Source organism: Bacillus cereus group sp. BfR-BA-01492 (genome assembly GCF_022662815.1).
Taxonomy (GTDB): Bacteria; Bacillota; Bacilli; order Bacillales; family Bacillaceae_G; genus Bacillus_A; species Bacillus_A cereus_BD.
This window is the reverse complement of the sequence record NZ_JAKUEH010000002.1, coordinates 1-20323: the sequence shown is the minus strand read 5'-3', so window position 1 is coordinate 20323 and position 20323 is coordinate 1. Positions and strand designations below refer to the sequence as shown.

Here is a 20323-nt window from a genome sequence, read left to right as displayed (position 1 = left end):
GGCATCTCTTTTTTCGTCTATGGATACAATAAAGAGATATTTCCTTTTGGGTACTTGGCTAAAGGAAGTAGAACCAATTGGGGGCTGAAGAGAAGCTTGCTTCTTTAGGTTAGGAAACTGTTGGAATAGGATGAAGTGATGCTCTTTCTTATGAAAGTAGTAATAGATAAACGAGAAGGGAGTGATACGATCGCTAGCATTTTTGCTACAATGAAAAGGTATTTTGAGAAAAGAAGGGATTTCAGTTATGGAAAAAGATGAACGTTTTAAACAGGCGGAGTTTGGAGCTATTGTCGGAATCGTTGGGAATATTGTGCTAGCGATTGTGAAAGCAGTAATCGGCTATATGGGAAATAGTAAAGCGCTTTTAGCAGATGCAGTTCATTCAGCATCGGATGTAGTTGGTTCGTTAGCTGTCTTTTTTGGGCTGCGTGCAGCAAAGCAACCCCCTGATGAAGATCACCCTTATGGTCATGGAAAAGCGGAATCGATCTCAGCGATTATTGTTGCAGTGTTATTATTTATTGTTGGAATTGAAATTGCTATATCTTCGATTAAAGCTTTTACCGAGGAACTTGAGCCGCCGAAAGGGATTGCCATTTTTGCTGTTATTCTTTCTATCGTTGTTAAGGAAGGGATGTTTCAATATAAGTATCGGTTAGGGAAACGGGTAAATAGTGATGCAATTATTGCAAATGCATATGAGCACCGCTCAGATGTGTTTTCTTCAATTGCAGCTTTAATCGGAATTTGTGCGGCAATTATTGGAAATCGAATAGGTGCTAGTTGGCTTGTGTATGCTGATCCTGTTGCAGGACTATTTGTCTCATTACTTGTTGTAAAGATGGCATGGGACATTGGGGGAGAGGCGATTCATACGACACTTGATCATGTTCTGCATGAAGAACATGTCATTCCGTTAAGGGAAGCAGTTCTTCAAGTAGAAGGCGTGAAGAAAATAGGTTCTCTATATGCGCGTGAGCATGGGCATTATGTAATTGTTGATATTAAAGTGTCTGTTGACCCATATATTACAGTGGAAGAAGGGCATCGTATTGGGAAATGTGTAAAAGAAGTATTAATGCGGCAAGATAATGTCCAAAATGTGTTTGTTCATATTAATCCGTATTCGCCAGATTAATACGAATGTTGTGGAATGGTGAATGATATTGTCACCCCTTAATCTGTCTTGTATAATGAACAGGTTAAGGGGTGATTTCGTGTTACAACCGAAAACGCGTTGGAAAGAAAAAACATATAATGAAGAACTGGTGAAGGAATTAGCAAGTAAATTGCAATTATCACCACTTGTTATTTCGTTATTCCTCGGTAGAGGTTTAGATACAGAAGATAAGATTATGGATTTTTTTAATACAGCAGAGCAAGAGTTTCATGATCCATTTTTACTAGAAGGAATGGATCGGACAGTAGAGCGTGTGAAACAGGCTATCCAAAATGGAGAACAGATTTTAATATTTGGTGACTATGATGCAGACGGAGTAAGTAGTACGACCGTACTATTTTTAGCACTCCAAGAATTAGGAGCAGATGTGGAATTTTATATTCCAAACCGTTTTACGGAAGGATATGGACCAAATGAAGAGGCGTTTCGTTGGGCACACCGAGCAGGTTTTTCTTTAATTATTACGGTTGATACAGGAATAGCAGCAGTACATGAGGCGCAAGTGGCAAAAGAGCTTGGAATCGATTTAATTATTACAGATCACCATGAGCCACCGCCAGAACTTCCGGAAGCACTTGCAATTATTCATCCGAAGCTTGAGGGCGGTGTATATCCGTTTCACTATTTAGCAGGGGTTGGTGTTGCTTTTAAAGTAGCGCATGCGTTACTAGGGCGTGTTCCGGAGCATTTGCTAGAAATTGCTGTTATTGGTACAGTAGCTGACTTAGTATCACTTCATGGTGAGAATCGATTAATTGTACAGCGCGGATTAAAACATATGCGAATGACAAAAAACATCGGTTTAAAAGCACTTTTTAAAGTAGCGAATGTCTCGCAAAGTGAAATTACAGAAGAAAGTATTGGCTTTTTGCTAGCACCTCGTATTAATGCGGTTGGACGTTTAGAAGATGCTGCTCCGGCGGTTCATCTGCTGCTATCAGAAGATCCAGAAGAAGCGAAAGAGCTGGCAGAAGAAATTGATGAACTAAACAAACTTCGAAAAGATATTGTGAAACAAATTACAGAAGAAGCAATTGTTGAGGTGGAATGTAAGTATCCACCAGAGGAGAATAAAGTGCTTGTTCTTGCGAAAGAAGGCTGGAACCCAGGGGTAATTGGAATTGTTGCTTCTAAATTGGTGGAACGTTTTTATCGTCCGACGATTGTGTTAAGTATTGATTCTGAGAAGCAAATTGCTAAAGGATCTGCGCGCAGTATTGAAGGGTTTGATTTGTTTGCTAATTTATCGGATTGTAGAGATTTATTACCTCATTTTGGAGGACATCCAATGGCGGCAGGGATGACGCTTCATATGAATGATGTAGAGGAACTGAGACGCCGTTTGAATGAACAAGCGAATGCAGTCTTAGTAGAGGAAGATTTTATTCCGATTACAACTATAGATGCGATTTGTAAAGTAGAGGACGTCACGCTTTCAGCAATTGAAGATATGCAGAAGTTGGCACCATTTGGTGTTGGGAATCCAAAACCGCGTATTGCAGTGAAAGATGCTGATTTAGAAAGCATTCGCGCAATCGGATCAGATGGCTCTCATTTAAAAATGGCTCTTCGGGATGGACAAGCTACGCTAGATACAATTGGTTTTGGATTTGGTGCCTATGCAAAAGAGATTTCTCCAGTTGCAAAAGTTTCTGTTGTAGGAGAAGTATCTATTAACGAATGGAATAATTTTAAGAAACCGCAGTTAATGGTGCAAGATATCGCAGTAGAAGCGTGGCAACTATTTGATTGGCGCAGTATGCGTAATGTAGAAACGAATTTGGCGGAACTTCCAAAAGAAAAAATAGTTATAGTGTATTTTTCTGAAGATGTATTGAATAAATTTTCTTTAGAAGATTATAAAGAGCAACTTGTGCATGCATCAGCAGTCACTCGTTTAGATGGTGAGTATGTTGTGTTACTTGACTTACCAAAAGGGATAGAAGAGTTGCGAAGTGTATTTCAAGTTGGCTTCCCGGCCCGTATTTACACGTTATTTTATCAAGAAAATAATCATTTGTTTAGCACGGTTCCAACGAGAGAACACTTTAAATGGTATTACTCTTTCTTACATCAAAAAGCCCCATTTTCTTTAAGACAATATGGCGAGCAACTATGCCGTCATAAAGGGTGGTCAAAAGATACAGTAAATTTCATGACACAGGTGTTTTTTGAGCTAGAATTTGTTACAATAAAAGACGGTGTCATTTTTATGGCCGAGCAAATTCAAAAGCGTGATTTAACTGAATCGAACACATATCGTGAGAAAATGAACCATTTACAACTTGAAAAAGAATTGGTTTATAGCACATATCAACAGCTATACACATGGTTTGAAACGATTCGTAATCATAAAGAAATAGAACAGTTAAGATAAGGGGTTTGTTATTTACAGGCCTTTCATATCTGAGGAGGATTCAGAAACATGGATTTTAAGCAACATATCGCAATTGTACCAGATTATCCAAAAGAAGGAATTGTATTTAAAGATATTACACCTTTAATGAACGATGGGAAAGCGTATAAAGCGGCAACAGATGAAATCGTTGCTTATGCAAAAGAAAGAAACATCGATCTTGTAGTAGGGCCAGAAGCGCGTGGATTTATTATTGGTTGCCCAGTTTCTTATGCATTAGAAGTAGGATTTGCGCCTGTTCGTAAATTAGGAAAATTACCACGAGAAATCATTAAAGTTGATTACGGTAAAGAGTATGGTAAAGATGTTCTAACAATTCATAAAGATGCTATTAAGCCAGGTCAGCGAGTATTAATTACAGATGATTTATTAGCTACAGGCGGAACAATTGAAGCAACGATTCAACTTGTTGAAGAACTTGGTGGAATTGTAGCTGGTATTGCATTTTTAGTAGAGCTTACTTATTTAGAAGGCCGTGAAAAATTAGAAGGTTACGATGTATTAGTATTAGAAAAATACTAATGATAAGATAGGTAAAGTTACGGCGATAAAAAGTACCCGTGAATCTCTTGGAGAGGAGCGGGTACTTTTGTATAATTGTACAAAAAAGTATGGCGAAATATCAGTAAAATCTTTTCCTTTTCACAATTCACAATCATTAGGTTATAATGGTAGAATAAAATTTATTCTACTGACAAGGGAAAGACAATTTTCAATAAAAGGTGATTCGATGGCAAATGAGCAAGTACTAACAGCTGAACAGGTACTCGAAAAAGCGGGACAATATTTAGCGGACGATGATATCGAACTGGTGGCGCGTGCCTATGAATATGCACGTGATGCACATAGCGAACAGTATAGAAAATCGGGCGAACCATATATTATTCATCCGATTCAAGTTGCAGGTATTTTAGTTGATTTACACATGGATCCATCTACAGTATCAGCTGGATTTTTACATGATGTAGTAGAAGATACAGAAGTTACGTTAGAGGATATTGAACGGGAATTTAGTAAAGAAATTGCAATGCTTGTTGATGGTGTTACAAAACTTGGAAAAATTAAATATAAGTCTCATGAACAGCAACAGGCAGAGAACCATCGCAAAATGTTTATTGCAATGGCGCAAGATATTCGTGTCATTTTAATTAAATTAGCTGACCGGCTTCATAATATGCGTACGCTTAAGCATTTGCCTCAAGAAAAGCAGCGTCGCATTGCAAATGAAACGTTAGAAATTTTTGCACCTTTAGCCCATAGGCTCGGAATCAATACGATTAAATGGGAGCTTGAAGATACATCACTTCGTTATTTAAACCCGCAACAATATTATCGTATTGTGAATTTGATGAAGCGAAAACGCGCGGAACGTGAAGAATATTTAGATGAAGTTATGATAAGTATTCAAGAGAAACTAAATGAGGTTTCTATTTATCCAGATATTTCAGGAAGACCGAAACATATTTATAGCATTTATCGTAAAATGGCACTTCAAAATAAACAATTTAATGAAATTTATGATTTGTTAGCTGTGCGTGTTGTTGTGAATAGTATTAAGGATTGCTATGCGGTATTAGGAATTATTCATACGTGCTGGAAACCGATGCCAGGACGTTTTAAAGATTATATCGCCATGCCAAAAGCAAATCTATATCAATCGTTGCATACAACTGTCATTGGACCAAAGGGCGATCCACTTGAAGTGCAAATTCGTACGAAGGAAATGCATGAAATTGCCGAATATGGAATTGCGGCACATTGGGCATATAAAGAAGGAAAAGCAGCAGCAACAGGAACGCTTGAGAAGAAATTAACATGGTTCAGACAAATATTAGAATGGCAAAATGAAGCTTCTAATGCGGAAGAATTTATGGAGTCATTAAAGATTGATTTATTCTCCGATATGGTGTTTGTCTTTACACCAAAAGGTGATGTAATGGAATTGCCAATGGGTTCTGTTCCAATTGATTTTGCATACCGTGTTCATTCAGAAATCGGTAATAAGACCATTGGCGCAAAAGTAAATGGTAAAATGGTCACTCTTGATTATAAGTTAAAAACAGGTGACATTATTGAAATTTTAACTTCTAAACATTCATATGGACCAAGTCAAGATTGGGTAAAACTTGCACAAACTTCTCATGCGAAAAATAAGATTCGTCAATTTTTCAAAAAGCAACGTCGTGAAGAGAATATTGACAAAGGGCGCGAACTTGTTGAAAAAGAAGTGCGTAGCTTAGAGTTTGAAATGAAAGAAGTGCTCGCACCAGATAATTTAAAACGCGTTGCGGAGAAATTTAATTTTGCTAATGAAGAAGATATGTTTGCAGCGGTAGGATATAACGGTATTACAGCTGCGCAAATTGTAACGCGATTAACGGACAAGTTCCGCAAGCAACGTGAAGAAGAGCAAGATATTGTTGAGGTTAAAGAAGTTCGTAAACCAATGAAAATTCGAAAATGGGACTCCGGTGTAAAAGTAAGTGGTGCAGATAATTTGTTAATCCGTTTATCAAAATGTTGTAACCCAGTTCCCGGTGACGATATTATCGGATATATTACGAAAGGTCGCGGTGTCTCTATTCATCGCCGTGACTGCGTGAATGTGCATACGGAAGAAGCGAAGGAGCGTTTATTAGAGGTCGAGTGGGAAGGAAGCCCTGAAAAAGAAATTGAGTATAATGTTGATATTGAAATTTCTGGTTACGATCGTCGCGGGTTGTTAAATGAGGTGCTACAAGCTGTTACAGAAACGAAAACTTACATTTCGGCCGTTTCGGGTCGAAGTGACCGCAATAAAATGGCGACCATTAACATGTCGATTTCCATTCGTAACTTACACCATTTGAAAAAGGTGGTAGAGCGTATTAAACAAGTTCCAGAAATTTATGCAGTACGTCGTATGATGCATTAATAGGGAGTGTATAACATATGAGAGTTGTCTTACAGCGATCAAAGGAAGCGTCTGTCACAGTAGATGGTGAGATTGTGGGACAAATTCCGTTTGGCTTAACTTTACTAGTTGGCATTACACATGAAGATACAGAAAAAGATGCAACTTACATTGCTGAAAAAATTGCGAACTTACGTATTTTTGAAGATGAGAATGGCAAAATGAACCATTCTATACTTGATGTAAAAGGACAAGTTTTATCGATTTCGCAATTTACATTATACGGGGATTGTCGTAAAGGAAGACGTCCAAACTTTATGGATGCTGCGAAACCTGACTATGCAGAGCGCCTATACGATTTCTTTAACGAAGAAATTCGTAAACAAGGACTGCATGTAGAAACAGGTAAATTCGGAGCAATGATGGACGTTTCTTTAGTAAACGATGGCCCAGTGACCTTAATTGTAGAAAGTAAATAGTGTTTTCGAAGAAGAGAGGAGTATGTGATCCTCTCTTCTTTGTAACTTCTTTTAATGGTATATTTTTCTAATTGTTGTTATGATATTTATGAAAAAAATAATATATTTGGGGGATTATGGGAGGAGAATTTGATGGAAACTTTTGTACTTGTTCATGGTGCATGGGATGGTAGTTATGTCTGGAGAAAAGTGGAAGAACTTTTAAGGGAAGATGGTCATCGTGTATATACTCCTACATTAACGGGGCTTGGGGAACGAACACATCTTATGCAACCTAGTATAGGATTAAATACATATATTCAAGATATTGTTAATGCCATTCGATATGAGGGGTTAAAAGATGTAATTTTAGTGGGACATAGTTATTCTGGTATGGTGATTACAGGTGTGGCAGAAGTAATTCCAGAATTTATTAAGAAAATGGTATATGTGGATGCAATGATTCCGGAAGACGGTGATTCTGTCATGGCCATTTCTGGACCAGAAATGGCTGCACACTTTATAGAAGAAGTAAAAGTATACGGGGAAGGATGGCGTGTTCTACCTAGAAATACATTAGATGAAAGAAAATCAGCTATGTCATTGTTGGCTTTTACACAAGCAGTTGAAATAAAAAATCCTATTGTTCAACATATACCTCATATATACGTAGAAGTACAGGATAATCCAGAATACTGGCCAATGACACCTATCTTCTTAGCGTCAGCAAAAAAAGCAAGAGATAGAAAATGGAATGTTTTTTCTATTGAAGCTGGTGGACATTGGGTAATGGAAACAAATCCAGAGGCGTTAGTCCATATATTGAATAAGTGTGTAGAATGAGTTTACTTCCTATGGCAGAAGGGAAACGAAAGTAGGGGATAGATTTGGGTACTTCCAGCATATAATATCATCCTATGTTTCATGCTGGAGTTATGTATTCTTGGAATTGTTGGATATTGGGAATTTCGAGCAGGAGAAATACTGGCTATCATTATTGTTGTGAATCGAACTCTAATGTTATTTGGAAGAAAAAACAATGAATTATATAGTATACTGTAAAAATATTCGAATGTATGTGTGATAAGGGGAGAAAGATTATGAATTGGTCTATATTCAAAGATTCTAAATTTTTCTTGTGGTTTAGCTTGGCTCTTTTTTTGCATGCAGTAGGAGTTACTCTTATAGCGTTAAGTTACAGCACTTGGGTAATATTTGTAATAGCAGCAAGTATGGTAACATTCTTTATGGTTCAAAGAGCAGATTACTTATATAAAAGTTGCATGGAATAACGTGATGCCTTTATACGTATAACCATCCAATCAATATGGAACAATAAAACATAAATACATCCATATTGATTGTGAGGGATAGAGATGCGTATGAATGAAAAAGGACATTCTGTTACAAATGGTGCAAATCAATTATTTAATGTGAGTTTCCATGATTTTATTTCAAAAGAACAAACGAATACTGGGATGGAGCTTGCTTCTGAGTTTGGAATTTCCCTTCAAGATGTAAGACGTTTAAAGAAGCAGTTGGAACGCTCCTAGAGCACTTGACAATCGTTCTTAACAACCGTATAGTAATTTTATATTTACATATGAAAAGAACCGTTGATAGAGAAGAGTAAATGAGACACACATGGAAAGAGAAGAAATGTCTTAGGCTGAAAGCATTTCTACATGATGACTGATTGAATGACACTCTGGAGGTTTTAACTTGAAAGGCGTATGCTTAGTAGAGTTGAACGCAAACTTTAAGCGTTATTAAAAAAGTGGAAGCATACGTTGCTTCAATTAGGGTGGCACCACGGGTATTATACTCTCGTCCCTACTGGATAATCAGTAGAGTCGAGAGTTTTTTTATTTTTATTAAGATTAAAATAATTTGAGGAGGAACTGAATATGTCTATTCAAATCCCACGCGGAACGCAAGATATTCTTCCAGGTAGTGTAGAATTATGGCAATATATCGAAGGACAAGCGCGCGAAATTTGCCGTCGTTACAATTATAAAGAAATTCGTACACCAATTTTTGAACATACAGAGCTGTTTTTACGCGGCGTTGGTGATACAACAGATATCGTTCAAAAAGAAATGTACACATTCCAAGATCGCGGAGAGCGCAGTTTAACACTTCGTCCAGAAGGTACTGCACCTGTTGTGCGTTCTTATGTTGAAAATAAAATGTTCGGTGATGCAACACAGCCAACGAAATTATACTATATCGGTCAAATGTTCCGTTATGAAAGACCGCAGGCAGGTCGCTATCGTCAATTCGTCCAATTTGGTATTGAAGCAATCGGTAGTAACGATCCTGCAATTGATGCCGAAGTCATTGCACTTGCGGTAGAATTTTACCGTGGTATGGGCTTAAAAAATATTAAAGTTGTATTAAATAGCTTAGGAGATCCAGCGAGCCGTCAAGCGCACCGTGAAGCATTAATCGCTCACTTTAAACCGCGCATCGGTGAGTTTTGTTCTGATTGCCAATCTCGTTTAGAGAAAAACCCACTTCGTATTTTAGACTGTAAGAAAGATCGCGATCATGAATTAATGAATGTAGCACCATCTATTACAGATTATTTAAACGAAGAATCAACGGCATATTATGAAAAGGTTCAAGAGCTATTAACAATGATGGGTGTTCCATTTGAAAAAGATTCAAACTTAGTGCGTGGTTTAGATTACTATCAACACACTGTTTTTGAAATTATGAGTGAAGCGGAAGGATTTGGTGCCATTACAACATTAAGTGGTGGTGGACGTTATAATGGACTTGTTCAAGAAATCGGTGGTCCAGAAATGCCTGGTATCGGTTTTGCGATGAGTATTGAACGTTTAATTATGGCACTAAAAGCTGAAAATATCGAGTTACCAATTGAAAATACAATCGATTGTTACGTTGTTGCACTTGGTGATAAGGCGAAGGATCATGCTGCAAAAGTTGCTTTTGACCTTCGTAAATCTGGTCTATCAGTTGAAAAAGATTATTTAAATCGTAAAATGAAAGCACAATTTAAATCAGCGGATCGTCTAAATGCGAAATATGTAGCGGTATTAGGTGAAGATGAGCTAGATAAAGGTGTGATTAATTTGAAAGATATGGCGACAGGCGAGCAAGAAGAAGTAGCATTAGATGTATTTGCTTCATATATCGCAGAGAAATTAATATAGGGGGAACTTACAATGGCTGAAAGAACACATGCATGTGGAAGAGTAACTGTAGAAGCAATTGGACAAACGGTTCAATTAAAAGGTTGGGTGCAAAAACGCCGCGATTTAGGTGGACTAATCTTTATCGACTTACGTGACCGTACAGGTATTGTACAAGTTGTCTTTAGTCCAGAAACATCAAAAGAAGCGTTAGAAGTGGCAGAAACAATTCGCGGTGAATACGTATTACATGTAGAAGGTACAGTTGTTGAGCGCGGAGCTGGTGCAATTAATGAAAATATGGCAACTGGCCATATTGAAGTGCAAGCGACGAAAGTAACGGTCTTAAATGCAGCGAAAACAACGCCGATTATTATTGCAGATGATACAGATGCATCAGAAGATGTTCGTTTAAAATATCGTTATTTAGATTTACGTCGTCCTGTTATGTACAATACGTTCAAAATGCGTCACGACGTAACGAAAACAATTCGTAATTTCTTAGATACAGAAGAGTTTTTAGAAGTGGAAACACCAATTTTAACAAAGAGTACACCAGAAGGTGCCCGAGACTATTTAGTACCAAGTCGTGTGCATGACGGTGAGTTTTATGCATTACCTCAATCTCCGCAACTATTTAAACAGCTTCTTATGGTCGGTGGATTTGAGCGCTATTATCAAGTAGCACGTTGTTTCCGTGATGAAGATTTACGTGCGGATCGTCAACCAGAATTTACGCAAATCGATATCGAAGCTTCCTTCTTAACACAAGAAGAAATTTTAGACATGATGGAACGCATGATGACGAAAGTGATGAAGGATGTAAAAGGGGTAGAAATTAGCGTACCATTCCCTCGTATGACATATGCTGATGCGATGGCTCGCTATGGCTCTGATAAACCAGATACACGCTTTGAAATGGAACTAACGGATTTATCTGAATTTGCAGCGGGCTGCGGTTTTAAAGTATTTACAGGTGCTGTAGAAAATGGCGGACAAGTAAAAGCGATTAATGCAAAAGGTGCAGCGAGCAAATATTCTCGTAAGGATATCGATGCATTAACTGAATTTGTAAAAGTATACGGTGCAAAAGGTTTAGCTTGGTTAAAAGTTGAAGAAGATGGCTTAAAAGGACCGATTGCGAAGTTCTTTAATGAGGAAGAAGCAAATATAATAATGACTACATTAGAAGCTTCTGCGGGCGATTTATTATTATTCGTAGCTGATAAGAAAAGTGTTGTGGCAGATAGCTTAGGTGCACTTCGTTTACGCTTAGGTAAAGAGCTGGAACTCATTGACGAAAATAAATTCAATTTCTTATGGGTAACAGATTGGCCGCTTCTTGAATACGATGAGGAAGCAAATCGTTACTTTGCGGCGCACCATCCGTTCACAATGCCGTTCCGTGAAGATGTTGAGCTATTAGAAACAGCGCCAGAAAAAGCGCGTGCGCAAGCGTATGACCTTGTATTAAATGGTTATGAACTTGGCGGTGGATCCCTTCGTATTTACGAGCGTGATGTACAAGAAAAAATGTTCAAAGCACTTGGATTCACACAAGAAGAGGCGCAAGAGCAGTTCGGTTTCTTATTAGAAGCATTTGAATATGGTACACCACCACATGGTGGAATCGCATTAGGTTTAGACCGTCTAGTGATGTTACTTGCTGGTCGTACAAACCTTCGCGATACAATCGCATTCCCAAAAACAGCAAGTGCAAGCTGCTTATTAACAGATGCACCAAGCCCGGTTGCTGGAGCGCAGCTTGAAGAGTTACATTTGAAATTGAATGTAAAAGAATAGAAATAAGAATGAAGCTAGATGGGGTATACTAACTCTGTCTAGCTTTTTTAGTGGAAGTAAAATTTTGATAGTGGTCGTATGTTTGTTAGATGGCCAGTCTATTTCAATATGTATTTTTAAAGATTGTGTAACTTTTTCTATACAAATAGTCGGAAAAACGCTAGAATACTTCATGGTAGACCATTTTTGTAATAGGAGTGTAGAGCTGAATGTTACATCAATTTTCACGAAATGAATTAGCCTTTGGAAAAGAAGGGCTTGAAATATTAAAAAATAGTACAGTTGGTATTTTAGGGATTGGCGGCGTAGGGTCATTTGCAGCTGAAGCGTTAGCTCGCTCTGGTGTAGGACGTCTTGTATTAGTAGATAAAGACGTTGTTGATATTACAAACGTAAACCGTCAAATTCATGCATTAGTTTCTACTGTAGGACGTTCAAAGGTAGAACTAATGAAAGAGCGCATCGCTGATATTAATCCAGACTGTGAAGTTATCGCATTAGAAATGTTTTATACAGAAGAAACGTATGAAGATTTCTTTCAATATGGATTAGATTTTGTCGTGGATGCTTCCGATACGATTACGTACAAGATTCATTTAATTAAGCAATGTTTACGTCGTAAAATTAAGATAATCTCCAGTATGGGTGCGGCGAATAAAATGGATCCAACTCGTTTCCGTATCGCAGATATTTCAAAAACGCATACGGATCCAATTGCGAAAGTCATTCGTACGAAACTTCGTAAAGAAGGGATTAAAAAAGGTGTGAAAGTTGTATTTTCTGATGAAAATCCAATTGTCATTCGTGAGGATGTACGTAAAGAGATTGTTCCAAATGAAAATGCAAAAATTCGTAAAGCGAAATTACCACCTTCTTCTAACGCATTCGTACCATCTGTAGCGGGTCTAATTATGGCGAGTCACGTTGTACGTGAACGTATCAAAAATGTCGAAGTAAAGCGTGTAGGGCAAGATTAAAGAGAAACAAGTATTAAAAAGCATAAAGTGAAACTTTAATCAGTGGGGGGGGGGTTCTTCATCCCCCACTGATTATGAGCCCTCACCAATCGGGCTGTTATGGGCAGCCCTACTCCCACCTATCTTCCTTGCTTCTCTCTGCATCTTGAGGTGGGGGTCTTACTGCCCTAAAATAGCGGGATAAATATGATTTTTGTTTCAGCAAACAAGAAAGACTCCCCACCTCATAGTAAATGGCGGGGAGCCTTTTAATTTTCGGCTGAATATATAATATCTAAATCTCCATTTTGGTCCGTTTTAAAAATAGGGGCGATTTGTTCTTTTTGTTGATCTTTTGAAACGAGATGACGTGCTCGATCCATAATTTTTACAAGCATGGCGTAATCTTCCTCAATTGTTTGTTGTTGCTTTGTTAGAACAGCTAATTTTGTTTCAAGTTCATCATTTATTTTTTGTAAAGAAGCAAGCTTTGTTTGCAATGTTTCATTTTCATTTTGTAACTTTGTAAGTGAAGGATGATGTTGTTCTATATTTTGTAAAAATGAAATGACATCTTGTATTGTAAGAGAATGTAAGTTGCTTGTAATGTCCTCTAAATTTTTGGTATCCATTACAAGTTGTTTTGCTTCTTTTGTTTTGAGATATTGTTCTTTTTCTATTCTAGCTTCCGAACGTTTTAATTCTTTTCTTTGTTTTTTTGCAAGTTGTATGGCCTCTTCATAATTTTGTCGAACTTCTGCATTCCACCTAAATCCGCAAGCTGCGGACGTTCGGTTTAACTTATCTCCAACTTCATCAAATGCTCTCAGCTGTGTACTTCCGCTACGAATATGTCGTAATACGGTTTCTGCTAACAGGAAATCATCTTCTTTCGTCCATGCATCTTGGCGCGTTTTCATAAGTGAAACCTCCATTATGATGTCGTTTTCGCTTAGATTACCCTTTTCGTTTGCTTTTATACTAGTTTGTATATTTCGCTATTTACTTACACCTCTTGTACAGAATATTTGTATTACGTTTTATACTATTAAATTAATATAAAGATGGCACGTGTAATACTTCTAATCATTCATAGATGTATCTTAAACTGTTTTCACTTATATTAATGACTATTTTTATTCGCTTTATATTATGGTGAAGTGTTTTCGATATTTTCCAGGGGTTTTGTTAGTGAACTTTTTAAAAACTTTAGTAAAGTAGCTTTGGTCACTAAAATTGAGCCAAGCACAAATGTCAGATAAAGAATAATCCGTTAAAGTTAGTAATTTTTTTGCTTCTTCTACTCGCTCGCGTTGGATATATTCATTTAATGAGATTCCGACTTCTTCTTTGAATAATATAGATAAGTAATTTGGATTCATATTGACCATGTTAGCAAGCTGCTGAACGGATATTTTTTGGTAAATATTTTTAAAAATATAGTTTTGACAAGTGATGATAACTTTTGAATGGTGCTGTGCTTTATGTTCCTTTACACAATCTGCAAACGTGCATAGAGCAACCTTTAGTAATTTATCAATTTCTTTCATATCTTTTGATTTTTCAATGTTTTGTATATACATCTTACCAAGTGTGCGTGCAATCCCAGAAGGAAGACCACCCTTTATCGCATATTTAGCAATAAGTGTGATGGAAGAAATTCCTATATTTTTTTGATATCGCAATTGATTAAGTGAAGACGTAGATTGAATGGTTCCTTGTAAATATGCATCATAATATTTGAGGCATGCTTCTTTATCCCCATCTTTAACACCTTCAAGTAACTGTTGTTCTAATAAAAAATTAAAATTGATAGATTCAGTCTTTTTTTGTATTGATATATATAAATCTTTATTAAAGATATTTGTATTTATCTCATCAATTGATTTGTTTTCATTTAAAAGGGTATTTGTATCTAATCTCTTTTTATAAATTAAGTTATAACATAAGCATGCTATATTCACTAGGAACCATTTATCTTTGACTGGTAATGAAAGAAAATAGTTCTTTAGTTTTTTGGGACTTGTAGAAAAATTTAAGTCTTTTAGCATGCTGTCAATTATCTCCTCTGAAAAATTTATATGCGTTGCAGGGCCAATAATAACTGTGCCATTAACTATATAATCGTTTCTTATGTGAATTAAAATGAAATGCTCTAGATATTGAGTGGTTCTGAAGATAGGAACATTATATGGATCACCTATCTGATAAAGTGTATGTAATTCTTCCTCCTTTGAGGTATAGAGAGGGTTGGAAAGGTCTTTTGATGTAAATTTGCGAAGAATATTTTTGTTAGTATCTAAAAAACAAACTGGGATTTTGAAAGATTGAAAAAATACATTGCAAGTGTATTCTATATCGACTAGATTGATTGATTTAGTCATTTTCTTTTTCCTCCTTACAGTTGTATGTACTAGATGCGCAATGACGATTGCTTATTTGTTCATAAAGCTTTGTAAATGTCATTACATGTAACAAAAAGGTATTTTTTAGTGAAAAATACCAAACTTCTAAGAATAATACCATAATTTCTCAAAAATAGCACATATTATTTAATAGGTAAGTAACAGCTGTTGAAGGTAGCATAAAAGCTGAGAAACATCATATTTGTTTCATAGTTGTTGATGTGATCTGCCAAGAAAATGATTTAGATTTGAAAAGTATATGATCTCACAAATGAAAAAAGGAGAGATGTTAATGGCTAATTTTCGAAGGAATGAATTGAGATTATAACGCAAGGAACAAAAAGATATATGAAATGGCATTTGTTTTTACAATAATTAACAAAAAATGTATGGATATATTTATATGGAAAATGAAGATTACTGACAAATTTGATTTGGGTATCCATTACAGCGATGATATAGGCAGAAAATATAATAGTAGAAAATACGAAGAGTAACTGGGGAGTTGTAAACATTGGGGATGTTGGAACAACTATGTTTTATGTTATCCGTTCAATACTGGTGCTTGTAGTACTATTGTTATTTTTTGTAAGAAAAATAGCAGTAAATAGATTTTAAAAATGATAGAAGTAGCGAAGGGGAAAAGAGAAATGAAAAAATTATTGAGTATGATTTTAGTCTTTGTACTAATGTTTTCTACATTGCCTAGCTTATTTGCAAATGCAGCTTTAAAAACAAAAGGTTCTTTAACAATTCATAAGTATGAACAAGAGAAAGACAAAATAGCAGGGGCTGAAGGGGATGGTTCTGCGAATCAGGATGTGCCGAAAGATGCTAAGCCATTAAAAGGTGTAACGTTTGAGGTGAAACAAGTTGCATCATTTGAGAAAATTTCGAGTGACGGAAAGATTGTGAAAGAAGCAGTGAAACCTGTAGAGACTGCAACTCCGGTTAAAGTAACAACGAATGAAAAAGGAGAAGCGGTATTAAAAGAGCTTCCATTAGGACGTTATGAAGTGAAAGAAGTAGCAGGGCCTCCGCATGTTAATTTAAACCCAAATACGTATACAGTCGATATTCCGCTGACAAATAAAGATGGAAATGTATTAAACTATGATGTTCATATGTATCCAAAGAATGAAATTAAGCGCGGTGCCGTAGAATTAACGAAGAAAGGTGCAGGAAATAAAGCACTAGCACATGCGGAATTCTCTTTATTTAAAGAGGATGGAACAGAATTTCAAAAGGGCTTAGTAACAGATGCAAATGGTTATATTCGCGTACAAGGTTTAGAGTATGGAAGATACTATTTTCAAGAAACAAAAGCACCAGAAGGATATATGAATGATCCAACAAAATATGAGTTTTTAATTGCAAACTCTGGAACAGTTAATGAAGATGGAACAATTACTTCTGGTGAAGTAGTAAAAGTAGTGGTGAAAAACTATGAAGAGCCAACAATTGACAAAAAGATTAATGGAAACTTAGAAGCTTTACCAATTAACCCACTAACAGATTACAATTATGATATTAAAACATTAATTCCAGAAGATATTAAAGAATATAAACAGTACGTTGTAACAGACGTGTTAGACAATCGTTTAGTGATTCAAGGTAAGCCGGTTGTGAAAATCGATGGAAAAGAAGTAGATGCAAATGTTGTAGAAGTAGTTGTAAAAGGGCAAAAAGTGACAGCTACTGTGAAAGACTTTGCAAAGTTAGATAAGAAAAAAGAATTTCATTTACAAATTAAATCGCAAATAAAAGAAGGGGTACAAGCTGGGACGGAAATTCTGAATAAAGCGACCATTGAGTTTACGAACAAAAACGATGTGACGGGTGATAAGGAATCTAAACCAGTAATTGTTGTTCCGACAACTGGAACGATTGAGTTAACAAAAATTGATGGTGCTAATAGTAAAAAATTACAAGGTGCTGAGTTTGAATTAAGAGATAAAGATGGAAAGGTGGTCATTGTAGATGGAAGAGAAGTAAAAGGTGTATCAGATAAAAATGGTATCATTATATGGAGTAACCTTCCGTATGGAGACTACCAAATTGTTGAAACGAAAGCACCAACATATACAAAAGAAGATGGTACAACAGGTTCTTATCAATTATTAAAGGAACCAATCGATGTGACTGTTAATGAAAATAAACAATCGATTAAATTAACTGTGGAAAATAATAAAAGCGGCTGGATTCTTCCGGCAACAGGAGGTATGGGCACAGCTATTTTTACTGCACTAGGTCTTGTGCTAATGGCTGTGGCAGCATTTGCTTTCTTTAGAAAAAAATCTGCAAATAATTAAGTTTTTAGAGAGGTTTGATCACGTAATGTAAAAAGAGGAGAAGCGATTTGCTTTCCTCTTTTCGACATTTCAGTACGTATAGAGGGGAGAACTATGAAGCGAAATATTATTTTTGGAGGTTTTTTTTTATTAGGACTTAGCATTTTCCTATATCCTACTATTAGTAATTGGTTGGCGACGAGGGCACATTATTCTGAGATTAACTCTTATGATAAGAAAATAAAATCATTGCAAAAGAAAGAAATTGAACGTAGGGAAATGGAAGCAGCTGAGTATAACAAACAAGTTCAAAACTCTACGCAAACATTCTCAGATCCGTTTGCTGAAGAACAAAAAAGTAATCAAAAATCGTACGCAGATGCTTTAAATTTGGGCGATGTAATGGGATATATTGAAATACCTAAAATCGATGAAAAATTGCCAATCTATCAAGGAACTTCTGAGGAAGTATTAAGCCGTGGGGTAGGTCATTTAGATAGATCTTCGCTCCCAGTAGGTGGGAAAAGTACGCACACTGTTTTAACGGGGCATCGTGGTTTACCGTCCGCAAAGTTATTTACAGATTTAGATAAGTTAGTTGAAGGAGATTTTTTCTATATTCATTCCTTAAATAATGTTCTTGCTTATGAAGTAGATCAAATAAAAGTAGTGTTACCACATGAAACGGATGATTTACTAATTGCAGAAAATCAAGATTATACAACGTTAGTTACATGTACGCCGTATGGATCAAATACACATAGATTGCTTATTCGAGGTGAGCGTGTAGATTATAATCAAAAAGAAAAAGAACGGCAAGAAATGACTGATGGGAAATGGTTTGATAAGTGGATAATCATTGTTCCAATCATACTGTTATGTACATTTCTATTCGCAATTTATAAGAGAAAAACAAGTAGATAAAACATAATCTTGTCTATATGCTCAATTTACAAAATTTTAGAAAAGAATAATGTGAAGGTGGAGACAGGGAAATTGAGACCACAATTGAGGAAGATAAGTATTCATTTTATGGTTCTTTTACTTACATGTGTGAATTTTGTAATATATTTACCGAAAGAAGTACATGCATCTACAGTAGAATTAAAAGGGTTAGGTAATATCTCTCATTATAATGCAGTTGTTTTTGGTAATCATAGTGCGATAGGTGGAGATATTGAGGGAGCGATAGCAATTCAAGGTGATATGGATGCATCGGGTTATACCGTTGTAGGTGCTGCAACTGGAGGGTTTAACATAGTTGGTGAAAGATGGATTGACGAAGGATATCCATCCTTGTTATTGTCGGGGAAAATGAAAAAATCTAGAGAAGAATCTTTCATAGTTCAACATGGAATCGTTGTAATGACAAAAGAGGCTGATTTAAAGAATATATTACAATCTTATGATCGTATTGTTCATAAAGAAAAATCAGAAATTGATGCGAAATTTAATGAGTTTCGTAATATAGTTAATCAGGTCAATAGGGACGCAAGTCAATACAAAACAAATAACCCGGTACCAAAAATGAGTTATGGTATTGGGGAAGATATGAAGAATCCAAATATATATGTTTCATCAGAAATGACAGGGAAATCAAGTTTAGAGGTGAGAGATGTATATTTACCGAATGCTGACAATAAAGATTTTATTGTTATGTATTCTGATGCAACAGAGATTGCTTTTAAAAACGGGTCAATATTGTATGACACAAACAATGTTGGGACAGCTACCGATGTAGTACAGACTTCACAACCTTATAATCCTCATTCGCCGTTTAATAAGCTGTATGAGAAAGTTATTTGGGCATTTCCTAATGCTAAAAAGATTACAACAGATGGTTATGGTGTCGTCGGAAGTGTATTTGCTCCAAATGCTGTGCTAGAAGCGAAAGGTGGTTCTATCAATGGACAAATATTTGTGGGTGAACTACATCAAAGAGGTGGGTTTGAAGGGCATAACTTTCAATTAAACTGGAAGAACTGGAACAAGCATGGAACAGGAAAAGTGAAAATAAAGAAAGTCGATACGGAAAATATCGATAAGATATTGGCGGGAGCAAAGTTTAATATTGTAGATGGGAACGAAAAAGTAGTAGAAAAATTAGAGACGGATGAAAAAGGAGAAGCAATATCAAAAGATTTACCGATAGGTGAATACAAAATTGTTGAAACAGAAGCGCCAACGGGTTATGAATTATCAAAAGATAAAGTAACGGTAACAGTAAAGCAAAAAGAGACAGTAGAAATGATAGTGAAAAATAAAAAAGCTCCCGATCCAGTAGGTAGAATTAAACTGAAGAAAGTTGATACAGACAATGTAGATAAAACATTGGCAGGAGCGAAGTTTAATCTTGTAGACGGAAATGAAAAAGTAGTAGAAAAATTAGAGACGGATGAAAAAGGGGAGGCAATATCAAAAGATTTACCGATAGGTGAATACAAAATCGTTGAAATAGAAGCGCCAGCGGGCTACGAATTATCAAAAGATAAAGTAACGGTAACAGTAAAGCAAAAAGAGACAGTAGAAATGATAGTGAAAAATAAAAAAGCTCCCGATCCGGTAGGTAGAATTAAACTGAAGAAAGTCGATACGGACAATGTAGATAAAACATTGGCAGGAGCGAAGTTTAATCTTGTAGATGGGAACGAAAAAGTAGTAGAAAAATTAGAGACGGATGAAAAAGGGGAGGCAATATCAAAAGATTTACCGATAGGTGAATACAAAATCGTTGAAATAGAAGCGCCAGCGGGCTACGAA

At 36.2% G+C, this 20323-nt stretch carries 16 protein-coding genes and 1 other annotated feature; of the genes, 14 read left to right on the top strand and 2 right to left on the bottom strand.

Annotated elements, in window-relative coordinates; genetic code table 11:
- The first annotated feature begins 247 nt into the window (after window positions 1-247).
- The 11 genes from MR063_RS03345 to MR063_RS03295 all read left to right on the top strand — a co-directional run bounded on the left by MR063_RS03345 (window position 248) and on the right by MR063_RS03295 (window position 12888).
- Complete coding sequence (locus MR063_RS03345; RefSeq protein WP_242145203.1) at window positions 248-1141, top strand: cation diffusion facilitator family transporter; 894 nt, start codon at window positions 248-250, stop codon at window positions 1139-1141.
- 79 nt (window positions 1142-1220) lie between these two features.
- Window positions 1221-3560: a single-stranded-DNA-specific exonuclease RecJ gene (gene recJ / locus MR063_RS03340; protein WP_242193369.1), complete on the top strand. Its 2340-nt coding sequence runs from the start codon at window positions 1221-1223 to the stop codon at window positions 3558-3560.
- 48 nt (window positions 3561-3608) lie between these two features.
- Window positions 3609-4121, top strand: coding sequence for an adenine phosphoribosyltransferase (locus MR063_RS03335; RefSeq protein WP_242145201.1), 513 nt, complete (start codon window positions 3609-3611; stop codon window positions 4119-4121).
- A gap of 208 nt (window positions 4122-4329) precedes the next feature.
- Window positions 4330-6513, top strand: coding sequence for a GTP diphosphokinase (gene relA, locus MR063_RS03330; protein WP_242193367.1), 2184 nt, complete (start codon window positions 4330-4332; stop codon window positions 6511-6513).
- 17 nt (window positions 6514-6530) lie between these two features.
- The gene (locus tag MR063_RS03325) at window positions 6531-6971 is read left to right on the top strand and encodes a D-tyrosyl-tRNA(Tyr) deacylase (protein ID WP_242145197.1); all 441 of its coding nucleotides are present in this window, start codon (window positions 6531-6533) and stop codon (window positions 6969-6971) included.
- A 132-nt stretch (window positions 6972-7103) separates the two neighbouring features.
- On the top strand, window positions 7104-7793 hold the full coding sequence (locus MR063_RS03320; protein WP_242193365.1) for an alpha/beta fold hydrolase: 690 nt from the start codon (window positions 7104-7106) through the stop codon (window positions 7791-7793).
- A gap of 257 nt (window positions 7794-8050) precedes the next feature.
- Window positions 8051-8242: a damage-inducible protein DinB gene (locus tag MR063_RS03315; protein ID WP_242193363.1), complete on the top strand. Its 192-nt coding sequence runs from the start codon at window positions 8051-8053 to the stop codon at window positions 8240-8242.
- A gap of 84 nt (window positions 8243-8326) precedes the next feature.
- Entirely contained in the window at window positions 8327-8503 is a 177-nt protein-coding gene (locus MR063_RS03310; protein ID WP_012095581.1) for a hypothetical protein, read from the top strand.
- Between the two features lie 54 nt (window positions 8504-8557).
- Window positions 8558-8788: a binding site (T-box leader), on the top strand.
- A 69-nt stretch (window positions 8789-8857) separates the two neighbouring features.
- Window positions 8858-10129, top strand: coding sequence for a histidine--tRNA ligase (gene hisS / locus MR063_RS03305; RefSeq protein WP_242193361.1), 1272 nt, complete (start codon window positions 8858-8860; stop codon window positions 10127-10129).
- Between the two features lie 12 nt (window positions 10130-10141).
- Window positions 10142-11911, top strand: a complete 1770-nt coding sequence (aspS, locus tag MR063_RS03300) for an aspartate--tRNA ligase (RefSeq protein ID WP_242193359.1) — start codon at window positions 10142-10144, stop codon at window positions 11909-11911.
- A gap of 209 nt (window positions 11912-12120) precedes the next feature.
- Window positions 12121-12888, top strand: a complete 768-nt coding sequence (locus MR063_RS03295) for a tRNA threonylcarbamoyladenosine dehydratase (protein WP_242193358.1) — start codon at window positions 12121-12123, stop codon at window positions 12886-12888.
- A gap of 248 nt (window positions 12889-13136) precedes the next feature.
- On the opposite strand, the gene MR063_RS03290 is transcribed toward MR063_RS03295, so the two are convergent.
- A complete protein-coding gene (locus MR063_RS03290; RefSeq protein WP_242193356.1) occupies window positions 13137-13787 on the bottom strand; it encodes an RsfA family transcriptional regulator in 651 nt (216 codons plus the stop codon).
- Window positions 13788-14012: 225 nt separating this feature from the next.
- Window positions 14013-15251, bottom strand: a complete 1239-nt coding sequence (locus MR063_RS03285; protein WP_242193354.1) for an AraC family transcriptional regulator — start codon at window positions 15249-15251, stop codon at window positions 14013-14015.
- Window positions 15252-15922: 671 nt separating this feature from the next.
- On the opposite strand from MR063_RS03285, the gene MR063_RS03280 reads away from it, so the two are divergent.
- From MR063_RS03280 to MR063_RS03270, 3 genes are all read left to right on the top strand, one after another.
- Window positions 15923-17584 carry a SpaH/EbpB family LPXTG-anchored major pilin gene (locus MR063_RS03280; RefSeq protein ID WP_242193352.1) on the top strand — a complete coding sequence of 554 codons (1662 nt, stop codon included), beginning with the start codon at window positions 15923-15925 and terminating at the stop codon, window positions 17582-17584.
- 93 nt (window positions 17585-17677) lie between these two features.
- Window positions 17678-18487, top strand: coding sequence for a class C sortase (locus MR063_RS03275; protein WP_242193350.1), 810 nt, complete (start codon window positions 17678-17680; stop codon window positions 18485-18487).
- A 108-nt stretch (window positions 18488-18595) separates the two neighbouring features.
- Window positions 18596-20323: SpaA isopeptide-forming pilin-related protein (locus MR063_RS03270; RefSeq protein ID WP_396021817.1), on the top strand; the 1728-nt coding region annotated here is incomplete at its 3' end.